General features: G+C 72.1%; 17 protein-coding genes and 1 other RNA gene. 13 read left to right on the plus strand and 5 right to left on the minus strand.

Annotated features, from left to right (window positions below; genetic code table 11):
* The first annotated feature begins 124 nt into the window (after window positions 1-124).
* Window positions 125-1378 (plus strand): serine/threonine-protein kinase, encoded by a 1254-nt coding sequence (locus tag ACWDX7_RS02555; protein ID WP_451488619.1) that lies wholly within the window; start codon window positions 125-127, stop codon window positions 1376-1378.
* A 50-nt stretch (window positions 1379-1428) separates the two neighbouring features.
* Here ACWDX7_RS02555 and ACWDX7_RS02560 read toward each other — a convergent pair whose 3' ends face one another.
* Window positions 1429-2430 (minus strand): isopenicillin N synthase family dioxygenase, encoded by a 1002-nt coding sequence (locus ACWDX7_RS02560; protein WP_451488618.1) that lies wholly within the window; start codon window positions 2428-2430, stop codon window positions 1429-1431.
* 313 nt (window positions 2431-2743) lie between these two features.
* Between ACWDX7_RS02560 and prfB the strand changes: the two genes are divergently transcribed.
* Entirely contained in the window at window positions 2744-3853 is a 1110-nt protein-coding gene (prfB, locus tag ACWDX7_RS02565) for a peptide chain release factor 2 (RefSeq protein ID WP_451488617.1), read from the plus strand.
* A 196-nt stretch (window positions 3854-4049) separates the two neighbouring features.
* Here the strand turns inward: prfB and ACWDX7_RS02570 are convergent, their stop codons facing one another.
* Window positions 4050-4244 carry a hypothetical protein gene (locus ACWDX7_RS02570; protein ID WP_451488616.1) on the minus strand — a complete coding sequence of 65 codons (195 nt, stop codon included), beginning with the start codon at window positions 4242-4244 and terminating at the stop codon, window positions 4050-4052.
* Window positions 4245-4483: 239 nt separating this feature from the next.
* Between ACWDX7_RS02570 and ftsE the strand changes: the two genes are divergently transcribed.
* From ftsE to ssrA, 5 genes are all read left to right on the plus strand, one after another.
* Complete coding sequence (ftsE, locus tag ACWDX7_RS02575; protein ID WP_451488615.1) at window positions 4484-5173, plus strand: cell division ATP-binding protein FtsE; 690 nt, start codon at window positions 4484-4486, stop codon at window positions 5171-5173.
* A gap of 9 nt (window positions 5174-5182) precedes the next feature.
* Window positions 5183-6142 (plus strand): permease-like cell division protein FtsX, encoded by a 960-nt coding sequence (gene ftsX, locus ACWDX7_RS02580; protein ID WP_451488614.1) that lies wholly within the window; start codon window positions 5183-5185, stop codon window positions 6140-6142.
* 67 nt (window positions 6143-6209) lie between these two features.
* Complete coding sequence (locus ACWDX7_RS02585; protein WP_451488613.1) at window positions 6210-7403, plus strand: S41 family peptidase; 1194 nt, start codon at window positions 6210-6212, stop codon at window positions 7401-7403.
* Window positions 7404-7421: 18 nt separating this feature from the next.
* A complete protein-coding gene (gene smpB, locus ACWDX7_RS02590; RefSeq protein ID WP_451488612.1) occupies window positions 7422-7904 on the plus strand; it encodes an SsrA-binding protein SmpB in 483 nt (160 codons plus the stop codon).
* Window positions 7905-8060: 156 nt separating this feature from the next.
* Window positions 8061-8449: a transfer-messenger RNA gene (ssrA, locus tag ACWDX7_RS02595) on the plus strand.
* Window positions 8450-8554: 105 nt separating this feature from the next.
* Here ssrA and ACWDX7_RS02600 read toward each other — a convergent pair.
* Window positions 8555-9913: an MFS transporter gene (locus tag ACWDX7_RS02600; RefSeq protein WP_451488656.1), complete on the minus strand. Its 1359-nt coding sequence runs from the start codon at window positions 9911-9913 to the stop codon at window positions 8555-8557.
* A 94-nt stretch (window positions 9914-10007) separates the two neighbouring features.
* Here ACWDX7_RS02600 and ACWDX7_RS02605 point away from each other — a divergent pair, with 94 nt between their 5' ends.
* From ACWDX7_RS02605 to ACWDX7_RS02615, 3 genes are all read left to right on the plus strand, one after another.
* On the plus strand, window positions 10008-10982 hold the full coding sequence (locus ACWDX7_RS02605) for a LysR family transcriptional regulator (RefSeq protein WP_451488611.1): 975 nt from the start codon (window positions 10008-10010) through the stop codon (window positions 10980-10982).
* Window positions 10983-11078: 96 nt separating this feature from the next.
* Window positions 11079-12446, plus strand: a complete 1368-nt coding sequence (locus ACWDX7_RS02610; protein ID WP_451488610.1) for a nitrate/nitrite transporter — start codon at window positions 11079-11081, stop codon at window positions 12444-12446.
* A gap of 290 nt (window positions 12447-12736) precedes the next feature.
* Window positions 12737-13879 (plus strand): uroporphyrinogen-III synthase, encoded by a 1143-nt coding sequence (locus ACWDX7_RS02615; RefSeq protein ID WP_451488609.1) that lies wholly within the window; start codon window positions 12737-12739, stop codon window positions 13877-13879.
* Window positions 13880-13889: 10 nt separating this feature from the next.
* On the opposite strand, the gene ACWDX7_RS02620 is transcribed toward ACWDX7_RS02615, so the two are convergent.
* Entirely contained in the window at window positions 13890-14306 is a 417-nt protein-coding gene (locus ACWDX7_RS02620) for a PIN domain-containing protein (RefSeq protein WP_451488608.1), read from the minus strand.
* A 1-nt stretch (window position 14307) separates the two neighbouring features.
* Complete coding sequence (locus tag ACWDX7_RS02625) at window positions 14308-14526, minus strand: type II toxin-antitoxin system VapB family antitoxin (protein WP_451488607.1); 219 nt, start codon at window positions 14524-14526, stop codon at window positions 14308-14310.
* Window positions 14527-14722: 196 nt separating this feature from the next.
* Between ACWDX7_RS02625 and ACWDX7_RS02630 the strand changes: the two genes are divergently transcribed.
* From ACWDX7_RS02630 to ACWDX7_RS02640, 3 genes are all read left to right on the plus strand, one after another.
* Entirely contained in the window at window positions 14723-15319 is a 597-nt protein-coding gene (locus ACWDX7_RS02630) for a CGNR zinc finger domain-containing protein (RefSeq protein ID WP_451488606.1), read from the plus strand.
* A 127-nt stretch (window positions 15320-15446) separates the two neighbouring features.
* Entirely contained in the window at window positions 15447-17783 is a 2337-nt protein-coding gene (locus ACWDX7_RS02635) for a HelD family protein (protein WP_451488605.1), read from the plus strand.
* A 442-nt stretch (window positions 17784-18225) separates the two neighbouring features.
* Window positions 18226-19650, plus strand: a complete 1425-nt coding sequence (locus tag ACWDX7_RS02640) for a malic enzyme-like NAD(P)-binding protein (RefSeq protein ID WP_451488604.1) — start codon at window positions 18226-18228, stop codon at window positions 19648-19650.
* Window positions 19651-19757: the final 107 nt, after the last annotated feature.

Consider the following 19757-nt stretch of genomic DNA (forward strand, 5'->3'; position numbering starts at 1 on the left):
GACTTCTGGGGGGTGTTTTCGCCCGCAGAAGTGAAGGTCGCCGCGAATCGGGCCCCCTCCTGGCCTCCAACCCCCACCCGGCCGCGTAGCTTTGGTGCGTACTTCAGCCGCTGAGGGAGCAGTCGTGGCACGGAAGATCGGCAGCCGGTACACCGCGCACCAGATCCTGGGGCGCGGCAGCGCGGGCACGGTGTGGCTCGGTGAGGGGCCGGACGGGCCCGTCGCCGTCAAACTGCTGCGCGAGGACCTCGCGTCCGACCAGGAACTGGTCGGACGGTTCGTCCAGGAGCGCAGCGCGCTGCTCGGCCTGGAGCATCCGCACGTCGTCTCCGTCCGGGACCTCGTCGTGGACGGCAACGACCTCGCGCTCGTCATGGACCTGGTGCGCGGTACGGACCTCCGCACGCGCCTGGACCGCGAGCGGCGGCTCGCCCCCGAGGCGGCCGTGGCGATCGTGGCGGACGTCGCCGACGCCCTGGCGGCGGCGCACGCCGCGGGGGTCGTGCACCGCGACGTCAAGCCCGAGAACGTACTGCTGGACATGCAGGGCCCGCTCGGCCCTGGCGGCGCGCACCCGGCCCTGCTGACCGACTTCGGCGTGGCCAAACTGATCGACTCCCCGCGCCGGGCCTCGGCCGGACGGGCCTCCGCCCCCACCACCCGGATCATCGGTACCCCGGACTACCTGGCGCCGGAGATCGTGGAGGGCCTGCCGCCGCGGGCGGCGGTGGACATATACGCCCTGGCCACCGTCCTGTACGAGCTGCTCGCCGGTTTCACGCCCTTCGGCGGGGGCCATCCGGGCGCGGTCCTGCGCCGGCACGTGACGGAGACCGTCGTCCCGCTGCCCGGGATCCCCGACGAGCTGTGGCAGCTCGTCGTCCAGTGCCTGGCCAAGGCCCCGGCCTCGCGCCTGCGCGCCTCCGAGCTGTCGGCCCGCCTGCGCCACCTGCTGCCGATGCTGGCCGGGATGCCGCCGCTCGACGTGGACGAGCCGGACGACGCGGAACCGCAAGCCCAGGAGCCGCAGGGGCCCGCGCCCGAGCGCCCGGTCCGGCGCCGGGGCGTGGTCCCGCTGGTGCCCGGTTCCGCGACGGACTCCAACCGGGACACCCACACCTCGATGCGGGTGCCCGGTCCGGACGAACTGGCGGGGGGCGCCCTCGGGACGGCCCGGGTGCCGCGTCCCGCCGGCGGGCATCGCCCGGGTGCCGCCCGCCACCGGGCGGAGGCCGCCCGCAAGCGGCGGCTGGTGCTGACCGGCGCGGCCGTCGTCCTCGTGGCGGCGGTGGGGGTGGGCGGCTGGCTCGCCCTCTCCGGCGGCGAGGAGCCCGCCGCCCCGCAGGACACCAAGCAGTCGGGCCCGGCCACGCCGTAGCCGGCGGCGCCCGCCGGGCCTGCCCGGCGGGTGCCAGCGGCGAGCGGCCGCTATGCCTTCAGCAGCCGCGGGTGCCAGCGCCGCGCCACGGCCGGGTGGGCGCGTACCCAGCCCTTCAGCTCGTTGCGCCCGTACTCCGCGTGCAGCGGGTTCGCCGCGTCGTGGGCGATGCCGGGGGCGTGGGACAGGTAGTCGCCGGGAACCGTCTCCACCACCGAGTCCAGCCGCGGGTTGTAGAAGAACGGCACCGAGTACCGCTCCACCGCGCCCGGCGGGCTGACCACCCGGTGGTCGGTGGCCGTCAGGTAGCCCTCGGTCGCGATCTCCAGCAGCTCGCCCAGGTTGACCACGAAGGCGCCCGGCAGCGGCGGCACGTCCAGATAGCCGCCGTCCCGGACGACCTGGAGCCCGCCCACCGAGTCCTGGAGCAGCAGCGTCAGGAAGCCGTAGTCCTTGTGCGCGCCCACCCCCTGGCCGGCGCCGGAGGGCGCGGAGCCCGGGTAGCGGATCAGCTTGGTGTGCAGGTGGGGGCGGTCCGCGAAGGCGGCGTCGAAGAAGTCCGCCGGGGCGCCGATCGAGACCAGGAGCTCCTGGAGCAGCCGGTGGGCCACGCCCGCCAGCCGGGTCTGCCACGCCAGTACGGCCTCCCGCAGCTCCGGCAGGGCCGCCGGCCACTGGTTCGGGCCCTCCAGCCAGAGGTACGCCGGGTCGTCCGGTCCCACGACCGGGGCGGGGCGCTCGGCGCCGACGTCCAGCTGGTCCCGCCAGTCGGTGGCGCCGCCGGTCAGCTCGTGGCCGATCCGCGTGTAGCCGCGGAAGTGCGGGGAGTTCAGATTGCTCACGGCGAGCCGGTCGGCCTCCGGGAGGGCGAAGAACGCCCGGGTCAGCTCCAGGAGGCGGGCGGTCTCGGCGGCGGTGACGCCGTGTCCGGTCAGGTGCAGGAAACCGGTGTCCCGGGCGGCTGCGTGCAGCTCCTTCAGGAACCCGGGTCGTAGCTGGGGGTCGTCGGCCTGGGAGAGGTCCAGGACGGGCAGGGTGTGCGCGGACGGCATGACGGCTCCGTTTCGGATGTCACGGGTCCTGTTCCCCGGAGGTGGCGGGGCCGCGGGTGGGGAGGACCGCCGGCAGGGATGGCGCCGGGGTCGCACAGGCCGCGGACAGGACCAAGTCGGATCGTGGTGGATCAGGCTTGGGGATGGTCCGGCGGCGGACAGCTCGTCGTCGTGACACGCATGTGGTCCACATGGCGGCGCCTGACGAGGAGAACGGTCATACGGGTGAGCGTACGCCCGTACGCGCGTTCATCAGTACGGGTGATCCGGCCTGCCCGGACGGCCATGTCCGGGGACCGGCTACGCTGGACCCGTGGCAGTCGTCGATGTTTCCGAAGAGCTGAAGTCCCTCTCCTCGACCATGGGGTCGATCGAGGCCGTCCTGGATCTCGACAAGCTGAGGGCAGAGATCGCCGTGCTGGAGGGGCAGGCCGCCGCGCCGTCCCTGTGGGACGACCCGGAGGCCGCTCAGAAGATCACGAGCAAGCTTTCGCACCTCCAGGCCGAGGTCCGCAAGACCGAGAATCTGCGCAGCCGCATCGACGACCTCGCGGTCCTCTTCGAGCTCGCGCAGGAGATGGAGGACGCGGACACCCTCGCCGAGGCGGAGACCGAGCTGGTCGCCGTGCGCAAGGCGCTGGACGAGATGGAGGTCCGCACCCTGCTGTCCGGCGAGTACGCCGAGCGCGAGGCCCTGGTCAACATCCGCGCCGAGGCGGGCGGCGTCGACGCCTCCGACTTCGCCGAGCGCCTCCAGCGCATGTACCTGCGCTGGGCCGAGCGGCACGGCTACGCGACCGAGGTGTACGAGACCTCGTACGCGGAAGAGGCCGGCATCAAGTCGACCACCTTCGTCGTCAAGGCCCCGTACGCCTACGGCACCCTCTCCGTCGAGCAGGGCACCCACCGGCTCGTCCGGATCTCGCCCTTCGACAACCAGGGCCGCCGCCAGACCTCCTTCGCGGGCGTCGAGGTGCTGCCGGTCGTCGAGTCCAGCGACCACGTCGAGATCGACGAGGGCGAGCTGCGCATCGACGTGTACCGCGCCTCCGGCCCCGGTGGCCAGGGCGTCAACACCACCGACTCGGCCGTGCGCATCACGCACCTGCCGACCGGCATCGTGGTCTCCTGCCAGAACGAGCGCTCGCAGATCCAGAACAAGGCCAGCGCGATGAACGTGCTCCAGGCCAAGCTGCTGGAGCGGCGCCGCCAGGAGGAGCAGGCCAAGATGGACGCCCTCAAGGACGGCGGCAGCTCCTGGGGCAACCAGATGCGGTCCTACGTGCTGCACCCGTACCAGATGGTCAAGGACCTGCGGACGGAGTTCGAGGTCGGTAACCCGCAGGCGGTCCTCGACGGTGAGATCGACGGCTTCCTGGAGGCCGGCATCCGCTGGCGCAAGCAGCAGGAGCAGACCGCGTAAGCAGGAGCAGACCGCGTAGGGAAGCGCAGGACCGGGCCGCCGCCGCGCGGACGGACCCGCGGAAGGGCCCGGACACCACTCGCCCGTGGTGTCCGGGCCCTTCCGCACGTAAAAGCGCAGGTCATAGCGCACGTGATAAGGCTGGCTGGGCTGATCGGTAGGCGGCGCGGGCCGCGCGGGCGGGGAGCGCCGAGCTCTACGCCGTCTGCTGCGCGACCAGGGCCAGAGCCGCGACGAGGATCACCAGAAGCGCTATGAGCGCCACGGGATTCAGGCCGGAGAAGGGGCCCTCTTGCTGCTGGAGGCGCATCCGGTTCGCCCGGCACACCGGGCAGCGGCCCTGGTCCACGGGCGCGGCGCAGTTCGCGCACACGAGCCGGTCATATGTCATGCGCTCCTCCTCTCGTCCCCTTCGGTCCCTCTGTACAGAGACAACGGCGTGAGGAACGGGACGGTTCCCCCTACCACTGTGCCAGTTCCGCAGACATTCGGCGCGGCCCCTCCGGGCCGTCACCTCCGCCCCCGCCCGGACCTGCGGACATATGGGGGCAAGTCCGGAGGCCGGGTCCACACGCCGGGCCCGTTCGCGTATGGTCACGCACACCTACTCCCGGCGACCGTGGTGCACCCGTGATCCGATTCGACAGCGTCTCCAAGTCCTACCCGAAGCAGAACCGTCCCGCACTGAGAGATGTCTCCCTCGACATCGCGAAGGGCGAGTTCGTCTTCCTGGTCGGCTCCTCCGGCTCCGGCAAGTCCACCTTCCTGCGGCTCCTCCTGCGCGAGGAGCGGGCGAGCCACGGCCAGGTGCACGTCCTGGGCAAGGACCTCGCCAAGCTCTCCAACTGGAAGGTCCCGCAGATGCGGCGCCAGCTGGGGACCGTCTTCCAGGACTTCCGCCTGCTGCCCAACAAGACGGTGGCCGAGAACGTCGCCTTCGCGCAGGAGGTCATCGGCAAGCCGCGGGGCGAGATCCGCAAGGCCGTCCCGCAGGTCCTGGACCTGGTGGGCCTGGGCGGCAAGGAGGAGCGGATGCCCGGCGAGCTCTCCGGCGGTGAGCAGCAGCGCGTGGCCATCGCCCGCGCCTTCGTCAACCGCCCCGCCCTGCTGATCGCGGACGAGCCCACGGGCAACCTCGACCCGCAGACCTCCGTCGGGATCATGAAGCTCTTGGACCGGATCAACCGGACCGGCACCACTGTGATCATGGCGACCCACGACCAGCAGATCGTGGACCAGATGCGCAAGCGCGTCATCGAACTCGAACAGGGCCGTCTCGTACGCGACCAGTCGCGCGGCGTCTACGGCTACCAGCACTGAAAGGACGCCATGCGCGCCCAGTTCGTCATGTCGGAGATCGGCGTCGGTCTCCGTCGCAATCTCACCATGACCTTCGCGGTCATCATCTCCGTGGCCCTGTCGCTGGCCCTGTTCGGTGGCTCCCTGCTCATGAGCGACCAGGTGAGCAAGATGAAGGGCTACTGGTACGACAAGGCCAACGTCTCCATCTACCTCTGCAACGCCCAGGACGCCAAGGACGCGGGCGGGGCCGCCAGTCCGGGCGCCACGGGAGCCGTCGGCGTCGCCACCTGCTCCAAGGGCGCGGTGACGGCCGAGCAGAAGCAGGCCCTGGAGAGCGAGCTCAAGGGGATGGACCTCGTCGAGAGCGTCCATTACGAGTCCGCCGACGAGGCGTACAAGCACTACCAGGAGGAGTACGGCCACACCGCCCTGGCCGGCTCCATCACCCCGGACCAGATGCAGGAGTCCTTCCGGGTCAAGCTCAAGAACCCGGAGAAGTACAAGGTCATCACCAGCGCCTTCACCGGCCGCGACGGGGTGATGGAGGTCCAGGACCAGCACCGGGAGATGGACAGCCTCTTCAAGTACCTCGGGCTGCTGAACTGGGCCGCGCTCGGCATCATGCTCATCATGCTGATCGTGGCGCTCCTGCTGATCGTCAACACGGTGCGCGTCTCGGCGTTCAGCCGTCGGCGGGAGACCGGGATCATGCGGCTGGTGGGCGCCTCCAGCTTCTACATCCAGGTGCCGTTCATCATGGAGGCGGCCGTCGCCGGCCTGATCGGCGCCGTCATGGCCTGCGTCATGCTCGGCTCCGGCCAGTACTTCGTGATCGACCACGGGCTGGGACTGCGCGAGAAGATGGAGCTGATCAAGTTCGTCGGCTGGGACTCGGTCCTCACCAAGATGCCGTACGTGCTCGCCATCGGGGTCCTGATGCCCTCCTTGGCCGCGTTCATCGCATTGCGCAAGTACCTGAAGGTGTGACAAGCGCCCTGTGTGATCCGAGGCCAACCCTCCGTGCCCACAAGGGGTTTGTCCTAGACTCGGCGCCATGCCGGGACTGCCCGCCCTCTGTCTCCGGCCCCGCGACTCGCGTCGCGGGGCCGTTTTGACGTTGGTCTTCCTCGCGAGCGTCGCCGCCGCGGTGAGCACGGGTTGCTGGGACCGTGAAGCCACCTCGGCCGGCGCCGCGGACGCGGCCCGGGCCGCCCGGATGGGGGGCGCCGCGCCCGCGGTGCCCCGTGCGGGCACCGCCGACCGGGAGGCCGTCGCGCTGGCCGCCGCCGAGGCCGTCGCCGACGGGAAGTCCGGCAAGAAGGCCGCCCAGGAGGTGGTCAGCCGCAGCGGCGACCGCTGGGGCATGGTCTACGACCAGGGGGAGTACGCCGCCTTCGCCGAGGAACTCGACGGCCGCTGGACCGGCGTCGGGCTCTGGGCCCGGCGCGGCGGCGACGGCCTGATCGCGGTCGACAGGGTGCAGCCCGGCGGCCCCGCCGACCGGGCCGGGCTGCGGTCCGGGGACCGGCTGCTGAGCGTGGACGGGCACGCCGTCACCGGCCTGCCCGTGAGCGGTGTGGTGGCGCTGCTGCGGGGCGAGGCCGGCACCCCCGTCGTGCTGAAGTTCAGCCGGGACGGCGCCGAGCTGACCGAGACCGTCCGCCGCGAGCAGCTGCGTACCGAGCCCGTGACCGTACGGCAGCTCCCGGACGGGATCACCGTCATCAAGGTGGCCTCCTTCACCCGGGGCTCGGGCGAGCGGGTCAAGGCCGCCGTCCGCGCCGCCCCGCCCGGCTCCGGGGTGATGCTGGACCTGCGCGGCAACCCGGGCGGGCTGGTCGCCGAGGCGGTGACGGCCGCCTCCGCCTTCCTGGACGGCGGGCTGGTGGCGACCTACGACGTACGGGGCGCCCAGCGCGCCCTCTACGCCCCACCGGGCGGGGACACCGCCCGGCCGCTGGTGGCCCTGGTCGACGGCGGCACCATGAGCGCGGCGGAGCTGCTGACGGGCGCCCTCCAGGACCGGGGCCGCGCGGTGACGGTCGGGAGCCGGACCTTCGGCAAGGGCACGGTGCAGATGCCGACGGAGCTCGCGGACGGTTCGGTGGCCGAGCTGACGGTGGGCACGTACCGCACACCGGCGGGGCGCAGCCTGGACGGCAGCGGGATCACGCCGGACCTGGCGGCCGGTGCGGGCGCCGAGGAGCGGGCCGCAGCGGTATTGGGTGGCCTCGGGGTGGGTCCGTAGTGCGAAAATGACCGCACTATGGCTAAGGAAAAAGGGCGCAAGCTGATCGCCCAGAACAAGAAGGCGCGGCACGACTACACGATCCTCGACACCTACGAGTGCGGTCTCGTGCTCACCGGTACCGAGGTCAAGTCGCTGCGGCAGGGCCGGGCCTCCCTGGTGGACGGCTTCGTCACGATGGAGAGCAACGAGGCCTGGCTGTACAACGTCCACGTCCCGGAGTACAGCCAGGGGACCTGGACCAACCACAGCGCCCGGCGCAAGCGCAAGCTCCTCATGCACCGCGAGGAGATCGACAAGCTGGAGTCGAAGGCGTCGGAGACCGGTCACACGATCGTGCCGCTGGCGCTGTACTTCAAGGACGGCCGCTGCAAGGTCGAGATCGCGCTGGCCAAGGGCAAGAAGGAGTACGACAAGCGGCAGGCCCTGCGGGAGAAGCAGGACACCCGCGAGACCAACCGCGCGATCGCGGCGGTGCGGCGCAAGCAGCGCGGCGAGTAGGAGCGCTCCGGGCGGCCGGGTTTAATCTCCTGGCATGCCGTGGTCCACTTCGCGTACCATGGGCTCAGCGCCACACGCTTGCGAGTGGCGCTGGTTGAGTGGACGTAGGTCAAGGACGCCACTCAGCGCGGTTCACAACTCAATAGCGGTCAACATGGGGATGATCGGTTTCGACAGCGGATGTCGATGCAGGGGAAGCGAGCCGAGGAAGCGGCAATGATCTCGTAAACCACCTGTCGCAAAAAACAATCGCCAACTCCAAGAGCGATAACTCCCGCTTCACCCTCGCTGCCTAATAACAGTGAGCTGAAGCCTCTGTGAGGAGCGTCAGCCCGGAAGTGGTCCCGGTCCGGATCCTGGCGTCAATTAGGGATCTAAACCTCTAGCCCCGGTCACGGGGGCTGGAGGGAAATCAAACAGTGACTGAGCCCGTCGGAGACTTGTCCGTGTGATCTCCGGGGCCGAGAAAAGCGCAGCGGACTGCGCTCGGAGAAGCCCTGCTTCTGCACCGTTGGACGCGGGTTCGATTCCCGCCATCTCCACCACCCCATGTGGGCAAAGGCCCCGCAGCCTCAAGGCTGCGGGGCCTTTGTCATGCGTGCGGGTCGTCGGCCGGGCAGTACGTCCTCAGTTCATCGGTGTGAAGTCATCTACCACGCCGCTGAGGGTCGGGTGTGGGTCCGGAGCGCGGTCAGGAGGGCTGTGAGGGCGGCGGCCGCGGGGAGGGTGTAGGCCGCCGCCGGGCCCAGGTGGTCGACCGCCAGGCCTGCCGTGGCCGAGCCGGCCGCTATGCCCGCCAGGATCGCCGTCACCGCCAGGGTCATGCCTTCGTTGAGGCGCCCCTGCGGGGTGAGGGCGTGGACCCGGGACATCGCCGTCACCATCGTCGGGGCCGTGGCCATGCCGGCCAGCAGCAGGGCGGCGGCGAGCGCGGGCAGGGAGCCGGTGGCCGCCGCGGCCCACGGCAGGGCCATCAGGGGGGCCAGGGCGCACAGGCAGGTCCGCAGGGAGCGGGGGCGCCGGGTGCCGTAGAGCAGGCCCGCGGCGCAGGAGCCGGCCGCCTGGAGGGCGAGGATCAGGCCGGACGCCGCGCCCAGGCCGCGGGCGTCGAGGTAGGCGATCGAGGTGACCTCCATCGACCCGAAGACCAGGCCCAGGGTGAAGAACAGCACCAGCAGCGGGCCGAGGGCGCGCAGCGGCGAGCCGCGGCGGGGCGCTGCCGTCGCCGGGGGCTCCGTACCGCGCTGCGAGGTGAAGACCAGCATGCCGGCCAGGAACAGGACCGCGCCGGTGAGGGTGCCGGCCTCCGGGAAGGCGATCGTGCAGAGGAAGGCGGCCAGGACCGGACCGAGCATGAAGCACAGCTCGTCCGCGGCCTGTTCGAAGGACATCGCGGTGTGGTGCGAGGACGGGGAGTCGCGCAGCAGGTGGGTCCAGCGGGCGCGGGCCATGCCGCCGATGTTGGGGGTGGTGGCGGTGGCCGCGTAGGAGGCGAAGAGGGTCCAGGACGGGGCCTCGGTACGGACGCACACGACCAGGGCCAGCGAGCCGAGGACCGCGATCACGGTGGCCGGGAGGGCGATCCGGGCCTGGCCGTGGCGGTCGATCAGACGGGCCGTCCAGGGCGCGACGAGGGCGGTGGCGGCGAGGCCGGTCGCGGTGACCGCGCCGGCGAGGGCGTACGAGCCGCGCTGCTCGGCGATCATCATGACCGCGCTGACCGCGAACATGCCCATGGGGAGCCGGGCGAGCAGGTTGCCGGTGGTGAACCCGCCGGTGCCGGGGAGGGCGAAGAGGCGGCGGTACGGGCCGCGCGCGCGGGCGGGCGCACCCGGCGGCCGGGCCGGGGCGGCGGCCGGAGCAGCAGCAGCGGCCACGCTCCTGGCCGGGTCCGGGGCCGGGGCCGGGCACGCGGAAGCGGCAGCGGCCGGGCTCCGGTAAGGGGCCGGGCTGCGGCCCGGGCCGGGGCCAGGGGCGGCGAGGACGAGCGTGCTGCCGGTGACGGTCATGAAGGGCATGGCAAACAGCCTCGGCCGCGCCCGCCCGGCCCGTCCAACACCTGTTCCGGAGGGATTCACCTCTTTCTGTTGTTAGTCTCCGGGGGTGATACCCCGTGATGTGGAACCCCGCCTGCTGCGCGGTTTCGTCGCCGCCGCCGAGGAGCTGCACTTCACCCGCGCCTCCGCCCGGCTGTACGTCGCCCAGCAGGCGCTCAGCCGGGACATCCGGCGCCTCGAACAGACCCTGGGCGCGGGGCTGTTCGTACGCACCACCCGGCAAGTGGAGCTGACCGCCGACGGGGAGCGCCTGCTGCCGCTGGCCCGGCGGGTGCTGCGCGCCCACGAGGAACTCACCGCAGCCTTCGGCGCGGACGCCGAGCCCCGGCCGCTGCTCGTCGACCTGAACACCGACGGGCCCAGCACGGGACGCACCGTGCTGGAACGCGCCCGTGAAATCGCTCCGGACTGCGAGCTGATGGCCCGCTTCGAGAGCGGTCTGACGCACGCCGCCGCCGAGGTCGCCGCCGGGCGCCTGGACGTCTCCTTCGGGTACGCCGACGGGCTCGACCGGGCACTGCGGGCCCGGCTCGCGCAGCGGCCCGTACGGTACGAGCCGCTCGCCGTGCTGCTGCCCGAGGGGCACGCCCTGGCCGCGCTGGAAGAGGTACCGCTGGACGCGCTGGCGGGGGAGGTCGTGTACGCCGGGGCCGGGAATCCGCGGACCCTGGAGTGGACCGGGCTGGCCCGCGAACTGTTCGCGGGGCGGGGGATCGCGCTGGCGCCGCCCGCCCCGGTGGCGATGGGCAAGGAGGAGTTCCGCCGGGTGATGGCCAAGACCCGCAACCCGGTGCTGGTGACCGTCGACTTCCTCGACATGCCGGGCTCCGTGAAACGGCCGCTGACCGCCCCGGTGCCGCTCTCGCCGCTGTCGATGGTGTGGCGCAAGGGCTTCGCGCACCCGGGGCTCGGCGCGCTGCGTGCCGCGGCCGACGGGCTGGCCGCCGAGCGCGGCTGGCTCGACGTACCGCCCGGGAGCTGGGTTCCGACCGGGCTCACACACCCCGCCGGCAGCGGGTGAGAGCAAGGTTTCAGAGCGGTCATCGGGCGGTGACCGAGGCCGAAACCCGCCTCCCTAAGGTCGTCACCACGGACGCGACAGCTGTGGAGGCGTGTGATGACCGGTACCGCACCGCGCAAGGGGGGCCGCTGGATCGAGCAGTGGGATCCCGAGGACGAGACCTTCTGGAAGGAGTCGGGGGAGCGGATCGCCCGGCGCAACCTCCTCTACTCGGTCCTGTCCGAGCACATCGGCTTCTCCATCTGGTCGCTGTGGTCGGTGATGGTGCTGTTCATGGGGCCCGAGTACGGGATAGACCCGGCCGGGAAGTTCTTCCTCATCGCCACCGCGACCCTGGTCGGGGCCCTGGTGCGGGTGCCCTACACCTTCGCCGTCGCACGGTTCGGCGGCCGGAACTGGACCGTCGTCAGCGCCCTGCTGCTGCTCGCGCCGACGGTGGCCGCGCTGGTGGTCATGGAGCCCGGGACCTCGTACGCCACCTTCCTGGCCGTGGCGGCGCTGACGGGCGTGGGCGGCGGCAACTTCGCCTCCTCGATGACCAACATCAACGCCTTCTTCCCGCTGCGCAAGAAGGGCTGGGCGCTCGGCCTGAACGCGGGCGGCGGCAACATCGGCGTCCCCGTGGTGCAACTCGTCGCCCTGCTGGTCATCGGGACCGCCGGCGCCGGGCACCCGCGGCTGCTGCTGGCCGCCTACATCCCGCTGATCGTGGTCGCGGCGGTGCTGGCCGCCGTACGGATGGACAACCTGGCGCCCGTACGCAACGACACCGGCGCCGTCCGCGAGGCGCTGCGCGAGGGGCACACCTGGATCATGGCCTTCCTGTACATCGGGACCTTCGGCTCCTTCATCGGCTACAGCTTCGCCTTCGGACTGGTGCTCCAGACGCAGTTCGGCCGCACCCCGCTCCAGGCGGCCTCGCTCACCTTCATCGGACCGCTGCTCGGCTCCCTGGTCCGGCCGGTGGGCGGCGCGCTGGCGGACCGCTTCGGCGGAGCGCGGATCACGCTCGCCACCTTCGTGGCGATGGCGGGCGCGACCGGCCTCGTCGTCCTAGCGTCGGTACGGGAGTCCCTGCCGGTGTTCCTGACCGGTTTCGTCGCGCTGTTCGCGTTGACCGGGCTCGGCAACGGCTCGACCTACAAGATGATCCCGGGCATCTTCCAGGCCAAGGCCCTGGCCCGCGGCATGAGCGGCGAAGGCGCGGCGGCCTACGGGCGCCGGCTGTCCGGGGCCGCCATGGGCCTGATCGGCGCGGTGGGCGCGGTCGGCGGGCTCGGGATCAACCTGGTCTTCCGGCAGGCGTTCATGAGCTCCGGCTCCGGGACGGCCGCCTTCGTGACCTTCCTCGGCTTCTACGCGGTGTGCTGCGCGGTCACGTGGGCGGTATACCTTCGCCGGCCCGCCCACGCGGTCGTCCAGAGCCCCGCGGCGGCCGAGAAGCCGCAGCTCACCTCGGTCTAGGTCCGGTCGTCAAAGTAGCTCCGGTAAGGCCCGGGGCGTCTGGTGCCGCGCATCGCAAGGCGGAGGGGCGCCCGTGTACCGGACGTACTCGGGCGCTCCGACAACGCAGGGAGGTGCGGTGCCGGGCAATGCGGGCCCGGCAACGTCCGAAAGACACGCCCTAGAGGCGCAGCCTTCGGCGCGGCAGCGCTTTACGACGCCGAAATACGCCGGAACCGAGTCCGACACGCCCGGTTGGCAGGCTCGGTCCCCGCGACGCGAAACCGACCCACTGGGCAAGGCAGGTCACCATGTACGAGGACAAGCACATCGGTCCGCTCGCGGGCTTCACCGTCGGTGTCACCGCCGCGCGGCGGGCCGACGAGCTGATTGCCCTGCTGCGCCGCCGCGGAGCCAGCGTCCTGCACGCGCCCGCGCTGCGCATCGTGCCCCTGGCCGACGACGGCGAACTGCTCGCCGCGACGAAGGAACTCATCGGCCGGGCGCCCGACGTGGTCGTCGCCACCACCGCCATCGGCTTCCGCGGCTGGATCGAGGCGGCGGACGGGTGGGGGGTCGGCGAGGCGCTGCTGGAGCGGTTGCGGGCCACCGAACTGCTGGCCCGCGGACCGAAGGTGAAGGGTGCCATCCGGGCCGCCGGACTCGTGGAGACCTGGTCCCCGCAGTCCGAGTCCCTCGCCGAGGTACTGGACCGGCTGCTGTCGGCGGGTGTCGCCGGACGGCGCATCGCGCTCCAGCTCCACGGGGAGCCGCTGCCCGGATTCGTCGAGGCGCTGCGGGAGGGCGGGGCCGAGGTGGTGGTCGTCCCGGTGTACCGGTGGATGGCCCCGGAGGACCTCGGTCCGCTGGACCGGCTGCTGGACGCGGTGATCGGCGGAGCGGTGGACGCGGTCAGCTTCACCTCGGCGCCGGCGGCGGCCTCGCTGCTGTCGCGGGCCGAGGAGCGGGGCGTACGAGGCCCCCTGCTGGAGGCCATGCGCGGCGGGCTGGTCTCCGCCTGCGTGGGGCCGGTCACCGCGCTCCCGCTGCAGGCGCACGGGGTGGACACGGTGCAGCCCGAGCGGTTTCGGCTGGGCCCGCTCGTGCAGCTGCTCTGCCAGGAGCTGCCGGGCCGGGCGCGGGTGCTGCCGGTGGCCGGGCACCGGCTGGAGATCCGGGGGCAGGCGGTGCTCGTGGACACGGAGCTGCGGCCGGTGCCGCCGGCCGGGATGGCCCTGCTGCGGGCGCTGACACGCCGGCCGGGATGGGTGGTGGGCCGCGCGGAGCTGCTGCGGGTACTGCCGGGGGCGGGGCGGGACGAGCATGCCGTGGAGACGGCGATGGCGCGGCTGCGGGTGGCGCTGGGGGCGCCGAAGCTGATCCAGACCGTGGTCAAGCGGGGCTACCGGCTGTCGCTGGACGCGGCTTCCGACGCGAAGTACGTGGACGCCTGAGGGCTTTCGTTCAGCGAGGTACCCGGTGCACGTTGTGCTCCTGGACATCCGGGAGCAGGCCCGCTGCGGCGGTGAAATCCTTGTCGTCGTGGAGGATGATCAGCCCGTGGTGAGCCGCCGTCACGCAGATGAGCCAGTCGACAACGGACAGGCTCTGGTGGCGGTCGCGCTGGGCCAGGCGGTACTGCGCGGTTTCGATCCACTGCCAGGCGTTCTTGGGAACGGTCACCTCCGGATAGAGGTCGGCAAGCATGTCCGTCATCGCCTCGTACTCGTCGAGACTCCGCGCTGACCTGCGGAACTCCGTGCGCTGGGGGCGACAGGAGCCGACGTTGCCCTCGTCGACTTCGTGTGCCCACGCTTCGTTGAGGGGGCGGTCGCGCTGCAGGCGCCAGACGGCAGTCGAGTCGATCAGGTAGCGGAGCACGTCAGGCGACGCCCTTCTCCGCGGCGTGCTGACGCCAGAAGCTCTCCTCGTCCCAGGCCTGGGCCGCCTGGAACTGGCGGAGCCGGGCCTCGGTGCGGCGGCGGCGCTCGACGTATTCGCGCAGTGCGAGGTTCACCGTCTCTTTCTTCGTCCGGGCGCCCGACAGCTGCATGGCCTCGGCAAGGGCCTCGTCGTCAAGATCGATCTGAGTGGCTGACATATGCCTATGCCCCTCCCAGGGAGTAACTATCGGCTCCATATAAAGGAGCGGATGCTCCACACATGGGGGCGCGGTCGGACGGTGCCGACGGGGTTCCGGTAGACGCCCCACACGGGCACTCTTGCAGGGGCACACCCCCAGAGGTAGCTGGGGGAGCACACCCACCGGGTGACCCTCCGAGGCGGTGACAGGGCGCATGGTTGCGGACAGGGGAAAGTGCGGGCTGCGGTTCGACGCCGGGCGGGTCTGCCTGGACCTGGTGGCCACCCGCACGCCCCGCGAGGGGATCCCGGACGGCGACGGGCTGCGGCTGTGGCTCGCCGGGGCCGGGCTGGTGCCCGACGGGACGCCGCTCGCCCGGGTCGGCCCGGACTGGGTCGCGGCCTTCCAGGCCCTGCGCCGCGATGTGGAGAGCCTCGTACGGGCGGAACTCGCCGGGAGCGAACCGCCCGAGGACGCCCTCGCCCGGGTCAACGCGCTGGCCGCCGGGCCACCCCCCGGTCTGTGTGCCGTACGGGACCGGGAAGGACACCTCGTACGGGAGCTGTGCGGCGGCGCCGAATGCCCGGCGCTGCTCGCGGCCGTCGCCCGGGACGCGGTGGAGCTGCTGACCGACCCCGGCGAGCGGGCGCTGCTGCGGGCCTGCGAGGGCGAGGGCTGCGCCCGGGTCTACCTGGACACCTCGCGCGGCCGCCGGCGCCGCTGGTGCTCCAGCGAGCTGTGCGGCAACCGCGAGCGAGTCGCCCGCCACCGCCGCCGCGCCCTGGCGGCGGGATCCGCGCAGCCGGCGTAGTACGCGCGGTCCACTGAGCGGGGGAGCCCGTACCGCCCACTGAGACCCGTTCCGGAACGGGCGTGCGGACCGGGTCCCGATTCGCGTACGGTTGACGGTCGCCCATGCACGTCAGAAGGGGGCCTTGGTGGCCGCGCAGAATGCCGCTGTCGACAGCACGGCGGATTCCGTCCGCGATCGGGAGATCGCGGCCGAGCAGACGCATCTCGACCGGGTGTACCGACGCCTTGAGGAGAAGATCCACGAGGCCGAGTTCCTCATGCACGACGCGGCCAAGCGGGGCCAGGTGGGGACGCCCGGCGCCCTCGCCGAGCGCGACGCGCAGGTCTTCCGGGCGGGCATCCACCTGAACCGGCTCCACAGCGAGTTCGAGGACTTCCTCTTCGGCCGCATCGACCTGGTCCGGGGTAAGGACGGCGAGCGCGGCGCGGACGGCGCGTTCACCTCCGTCGAGCCCGCCGACGACGCGATCCGCGACGACCTGACGGCCGACATCGCCGAGACGCTGCACATCGGCCGCATGGGAGTCCTCGACTCCGAGTACGCGCCGCTGGTCATCGACTGGCGCGCGCCGGCCGCCGCGCCGTTCTACCGCTCGACGCCCAAGGAGCCCGGTCGCGTCGTGCGCCGCCGCGTCATCCGCTCCAAGGGCCGCAAGGTGCTGGGCGTGGAAGACGACCTGATGCGCCCCGAGGTCACGGCCTTCCTCGACGGCGAGGAACTGCCCGCCATCGGCGACGGCGCCCTGATGGCCGCCCTCGGGCGGGCCCGTACGCACTCCATGCGGGACATCGTCTCCTCCATCCAGGCCGAGCAGGACCTCGTCATCCGGGCCCCCGCCGCGTCCGTCGCCGAGGTCGCCGGCGGACCGGGCACCGGTAAGACCGCCGTCGCCCTGCACCGCGCCGCCTACCTGCTCTACCAGGACCGGCGCCGCTACTCCGGCGGCATCCTGATCGTCTCCCCGACCCCGCTGCTCGTCGCGTACACCGAAGGCGTGCTGCCCTCCCTGGGCGAGGAGGGCCAGGTCGCCATCCGGGCGCTCGGCTCGCTGGTCGACGGCGCGGAGGCGACCACGTACGACGATCCGGCGGTGGCCCGCGTCAAGGGCTCCTCCCGGATGCTGAAGGTGCTGCGCAAGGCCGTACGGGGCGCCCTGGAGCTCGGCGAAGCGCCGGACCGGCTGCGCGTGGTGGCCTTCGGGCGCCGCCAGGAGCTGGAGGCCGACGAGCTGAACCGCATCCGGCAGAACGTGCTCAGCGGCACCGCGCCGGTCAACCTGCTGCGGCCGCGCGCCCGCAAGCTGCTCCTCGACGCGCTGTACGCGAAGTCCGGCGGATCCGGCCGGCACAGCGACCCGGAGCTCGCCGCCGAGCTGCGCTCCGCCTTCGACGAGGACATCTCCACCGAGGACGCCTTCATCGGCTTCCTGAACGCCTGGTGGCCCGAGCTGACCCCGCGCGGGGTGCTCGCCGCGATGGCCGACGAGCGGCGCCTGTCCCGCTGGTCGCGACGGGACCTGAACCAGCGCGAGACCCGCCAGCTGGCCCGCTCGCTGCGCCGGGTCGGCCCGGACGGCAAGGGCCCGCTGTCGGTGCACGACGTGGCGCTGCTCGACGAGCTCCAGCAGCTGCTGGGCGCGCCGGCCCGGCCCCGGCGCAAGCGGGAGCTCGACCCGCTCGACCAGCTCAGCGGGCTGGAGGAGCTGATGCCGACCCGCGAGGAGACCCAGTGGGAGCGGGCCGAGCGGCTCGCGGCGGAACGCACCGAATACGCGCACGTCATCGTGGACGAGGCCCAGGACCTGACGCCGATGCAGTGGCGGATGGTGGGCCGCCGGGGGCGCCACGGCACCTGGACGGTCGTCGGCGACCCGGCGCAGTCCTCCTGGACCGAGCCGGAGGAGGCCGCCGCCGCCCGCGACGAGGCCCTGGGCAGCCGGCCGCGCCGGCGGTTCACCCTCACGGTGAACTACCGCAACCCGGCGGAGGTCGCCGAGGTCGCCTCCCGCGTGCTGCGCCGGGCCATGCCGGGGATGGAGCCGCCGACGGCGGTGCGCTCCACGGGCCTGGAGCCCCGCTTCACAGCGGCGGCGGGCGATCTGGGCACGGCGGTGCGGGAGGAGACGCGGCGGCTGCTGGAGCAGGTGGACGGCACCGTCGGCGTGGTGGTGGCCATGGACCGGCGCGCCGAGGCCGCCGGGTGGCTGGCCGACCTGGGGCAGCGGGCGGTGGCGCTCGGCAGCCTGGAGGCCAAGGGGCTGGAGTACGACGCCACCGTGGTCGTCTCCCCGGCGGAGATCGCCAGGGGCATCTCCCCCGACGGGGTCGTACGCGACGAGTCCCCGGCGGGCCTGCGGGTCCTGTACGTGGCGCTGACGCGGGCGACCCAGCAGCTCACGGTGGTCTCCACGGACCGGGACCGCCCGGACGCGGACGGGGTGCCGGAGCTGCTGCGGGAGTAGGGCGGCGGAGGCTTACGGCCGTATGGTCCGCGGCCGGGCGCGTGGTGAGTGGAACCGGCTGCCGCCAGGGGGCTCACTTCCGGCGATCCTTTGTTAGCCTGGTGAAGGCACCGGCTCGATCCAAGCCCCCGGGCCCAACCTTCGTCGCTTAGAGCGACCACTTGCCGCGAGGCGAGCATGGCGGGTCGGTGCCGTAGACAACAGCATGACCGCATCACCAGGTCCGCGCCCTCCACCAGTGGGGGGCGCGGACCTGTTTCGTATCAACCCAGCATTCCGTCGATCATGGATATCTCGTATGGTGGAAGAGTCTTTCCGAAATTTGTAGCTGGTTACCTTGTACCGGCTGGTAGGTGGGACGATCGGACAACAGGCCCCGCCGCGGCAGCCGTGCGCGAGTCCTGTGTACAGCGACAACCAGGGACAGAAGAGGAACACGGCCATGGCAACGGCGCCCAGCGTCTCGTATTCGATGACGGTCCGCCTGGAAGTGCCCGCGAGCGGAACCGCGGTCTCCCAGCTCACCACCGCCGTGGAGTCCTCCGGCGGTTCGGTCACCGGCCTCGACGTGACAGCCTCCGGCCACGAGAAGCTCCGGATCGACGTCACCATCGCCGCGACCTCCACCGCGCACGCGGACGAGATCGTCGAGAAGCTGCGCGGGATCGAGGGCGTCAGCCTCGGGAAGGTCTCCGACCGAACCTTCCTGATGCACCTCGGCGGCAAGATCGAGATGGCGTCCAAGCACCCCATCCGCAACCGCGACGACCTCTCCATGATCTACACCCCGGGCGTGGCCCGCGTGTGCATGGCCATCGCCGAGAACCCCGAGGACGCGCGCCGCCTCACCATCAAGCGCAACTCCGTCGCAGTCGTGACGGACGGCTCCGCCGTGCTGGGCCTGGGCAACATCGGCCCGATGGCCGCGCTGCCCGTCATGGAGGGCAAGGCGGCCCTCTTCAAGCGCTTCGCGGGCATCGACGCGTGGCCCATCTGCCTGGACACCCAGGACTCCGACGAGATCGTCGCGATCGTCAAGGCCATCGCCCCGGGCTTCGCCGGAATCAACCTGGAGGACATCTCCGCGCCGCGCTGCTTCGAGATCGAGGCCCGGCTGCGCGAGGCCCTCGACATCCCCGTCTTCCACGACGACCAGCACGGCACCGCCATCGTCGTGCTCGCGGCGCTCACCAACGCACTGCGCGTGGTGGGCAAGGCAGTTGGGGACGTCAAGGTCGTCATGTCGGGCGCCGGCGCGGCCGGTACGGCCATCCTCAAGCTGCTGCTCGCGGCGGGTGTCAAGAACGCCGTCAGCGCCGACATCCACGGTGTCGTGCACGCGGGCCGCGCCGACCTCGTCGACGCGGACGAGGACTCCCCGCTGCGCTGGATCGCCGACAACACCAACCCCGAGGGCTACACCGGCACCCTCAAGGAGGCCGTGGTCGGCGCCGACGTCTTCATCGGCGTCTCGGCCCCGAACGTGCTCTCCGGCGAGGACGTGGCCGCCATGGCGGAAGGCGCGATCGTGTTCGCGCTCGCGAACCCGGACCCCGAGGTCGACCCCGCGATCGCCCGCCAGACCGCGGCCGTCGTCGCCACCGGCCGCTCCGACTTCCCGAACCAGATCAACAACGTGCTGGTCTTCCCCGGCGTCTTCCGCGGCCTGCTGGACGCGCAGTCGCGCACGGTGAACACCGACATGATGCTGGCCGCGGCGAGCGCGCTGGCCGACGTGGTCGGTGAGGACGAGCTGAACGCGAACTACATCATCCCGTCGGTGTTCAACGACAAGGTCGCGGGCGCGGTCGCCGGTGCGGTCCGCAAGGCCGCCTCCGCCCCTGTGACCGCCCCCACGTCCCGCTGATCCCGGCGCGTCGCGGGATGCGGGCCCGGCGGGGCGCCTCTAGGGTTGCGGGGATGCGCCCGCGAGGTCCGCGGTCCACACGAGGTCCGCGGTCCAGCAGCACCCGG

Source organism: Streptomyces sp. NPDC003034, assembly GCF_053591375.1.

What these genes read in the sequence shown, in the direction of transcription:
- ACWDX7_RS02560 (WP_451488618.1), bottom strand. Translation starts at nt 2,430, where the DNA reads ATGCCGTCCGCGCACACCCTGCCCGTCCTGGACCTCTCCCAGGCCGAC.
- ACWDX7_RS02570 (WP_451488616.1), bottom strand. Translation starts at nt 4,244, where the DNA reads ATGACATATGACCGGCTCGTGTGCGCGAACTGCGCCGCGCCCGTGGAC.
- ftsX (WP_451488614.1), top strand. Translation starts at nt 5,183, where the DNA reads ATGCGCGCCCAGTTCGTCATGTCGGAGATCGGCGTCGGTCTCCGTCGC.
- ACWDX7_RS02585 (WP_451488613.1), top strand. Translation starts at nt 6,210, where the DNA reads ATGCCGGGACTGCCCGCCCTCTGTCTCCGGCCCCGCGACTCGCGTCGC.
- smpB (WP_451488612.1), top strand. Translation starts at nt 7,422, where the DNA reads ATGGCTAAGGAAAAAGGGCGCAAGCTGATCGCCCAGAACAAGAAGGCG.
- ACWDX7_RS02600 (WP_451488656.1), bottom strand. Translation starts at nt 9,913, where the DNA reads ATGACCGTCACCGGCAGCACGCTCGTCCTCGCCGCCCCTGGCCCCGGC.
- ACWDX7_RS02610 (WP_451488610.1), top strand. Translation starts at nt 11,079, where the DNA reads ATGACCGGTACCGCACCGCGCAAGGGGGGCCGCTGGATCGAGCAGTGG.
- ACWDX7_RS02615 (WP_451488609.1), top strand. Translation starts at nt 12,737, where the DNA reads ATGTACGAGGACAAGCACATCGGTCCGCTCGCGGGCTTCACCGTCGGT.
- ACWDX7_RS02625 (WP_451488607.1), bottom strand. Translation starts at nt 14,526, where the DNA reads ATGTCAGCCACTCAGATCGATCTTGACGACGAGGCCCTTGCCGAGGCC.
- ACWDX7_RS02630 (WP_451488606.1), top strand. Translation starts at nt 14,723, where the DNA reads ATGGTTGCGGACAGGGGAAAGTGCGGGCTGCGGTTCGACGCCGGGCGG.
- ACWDX7_RS02640 (WP_451488604.1), top strand. Translation starts at nt 18,226, where the DNA reads ATGGCAACGGCGCCCAGCGTCTCGTATTCGATGACGGTCCGCCTGGAA.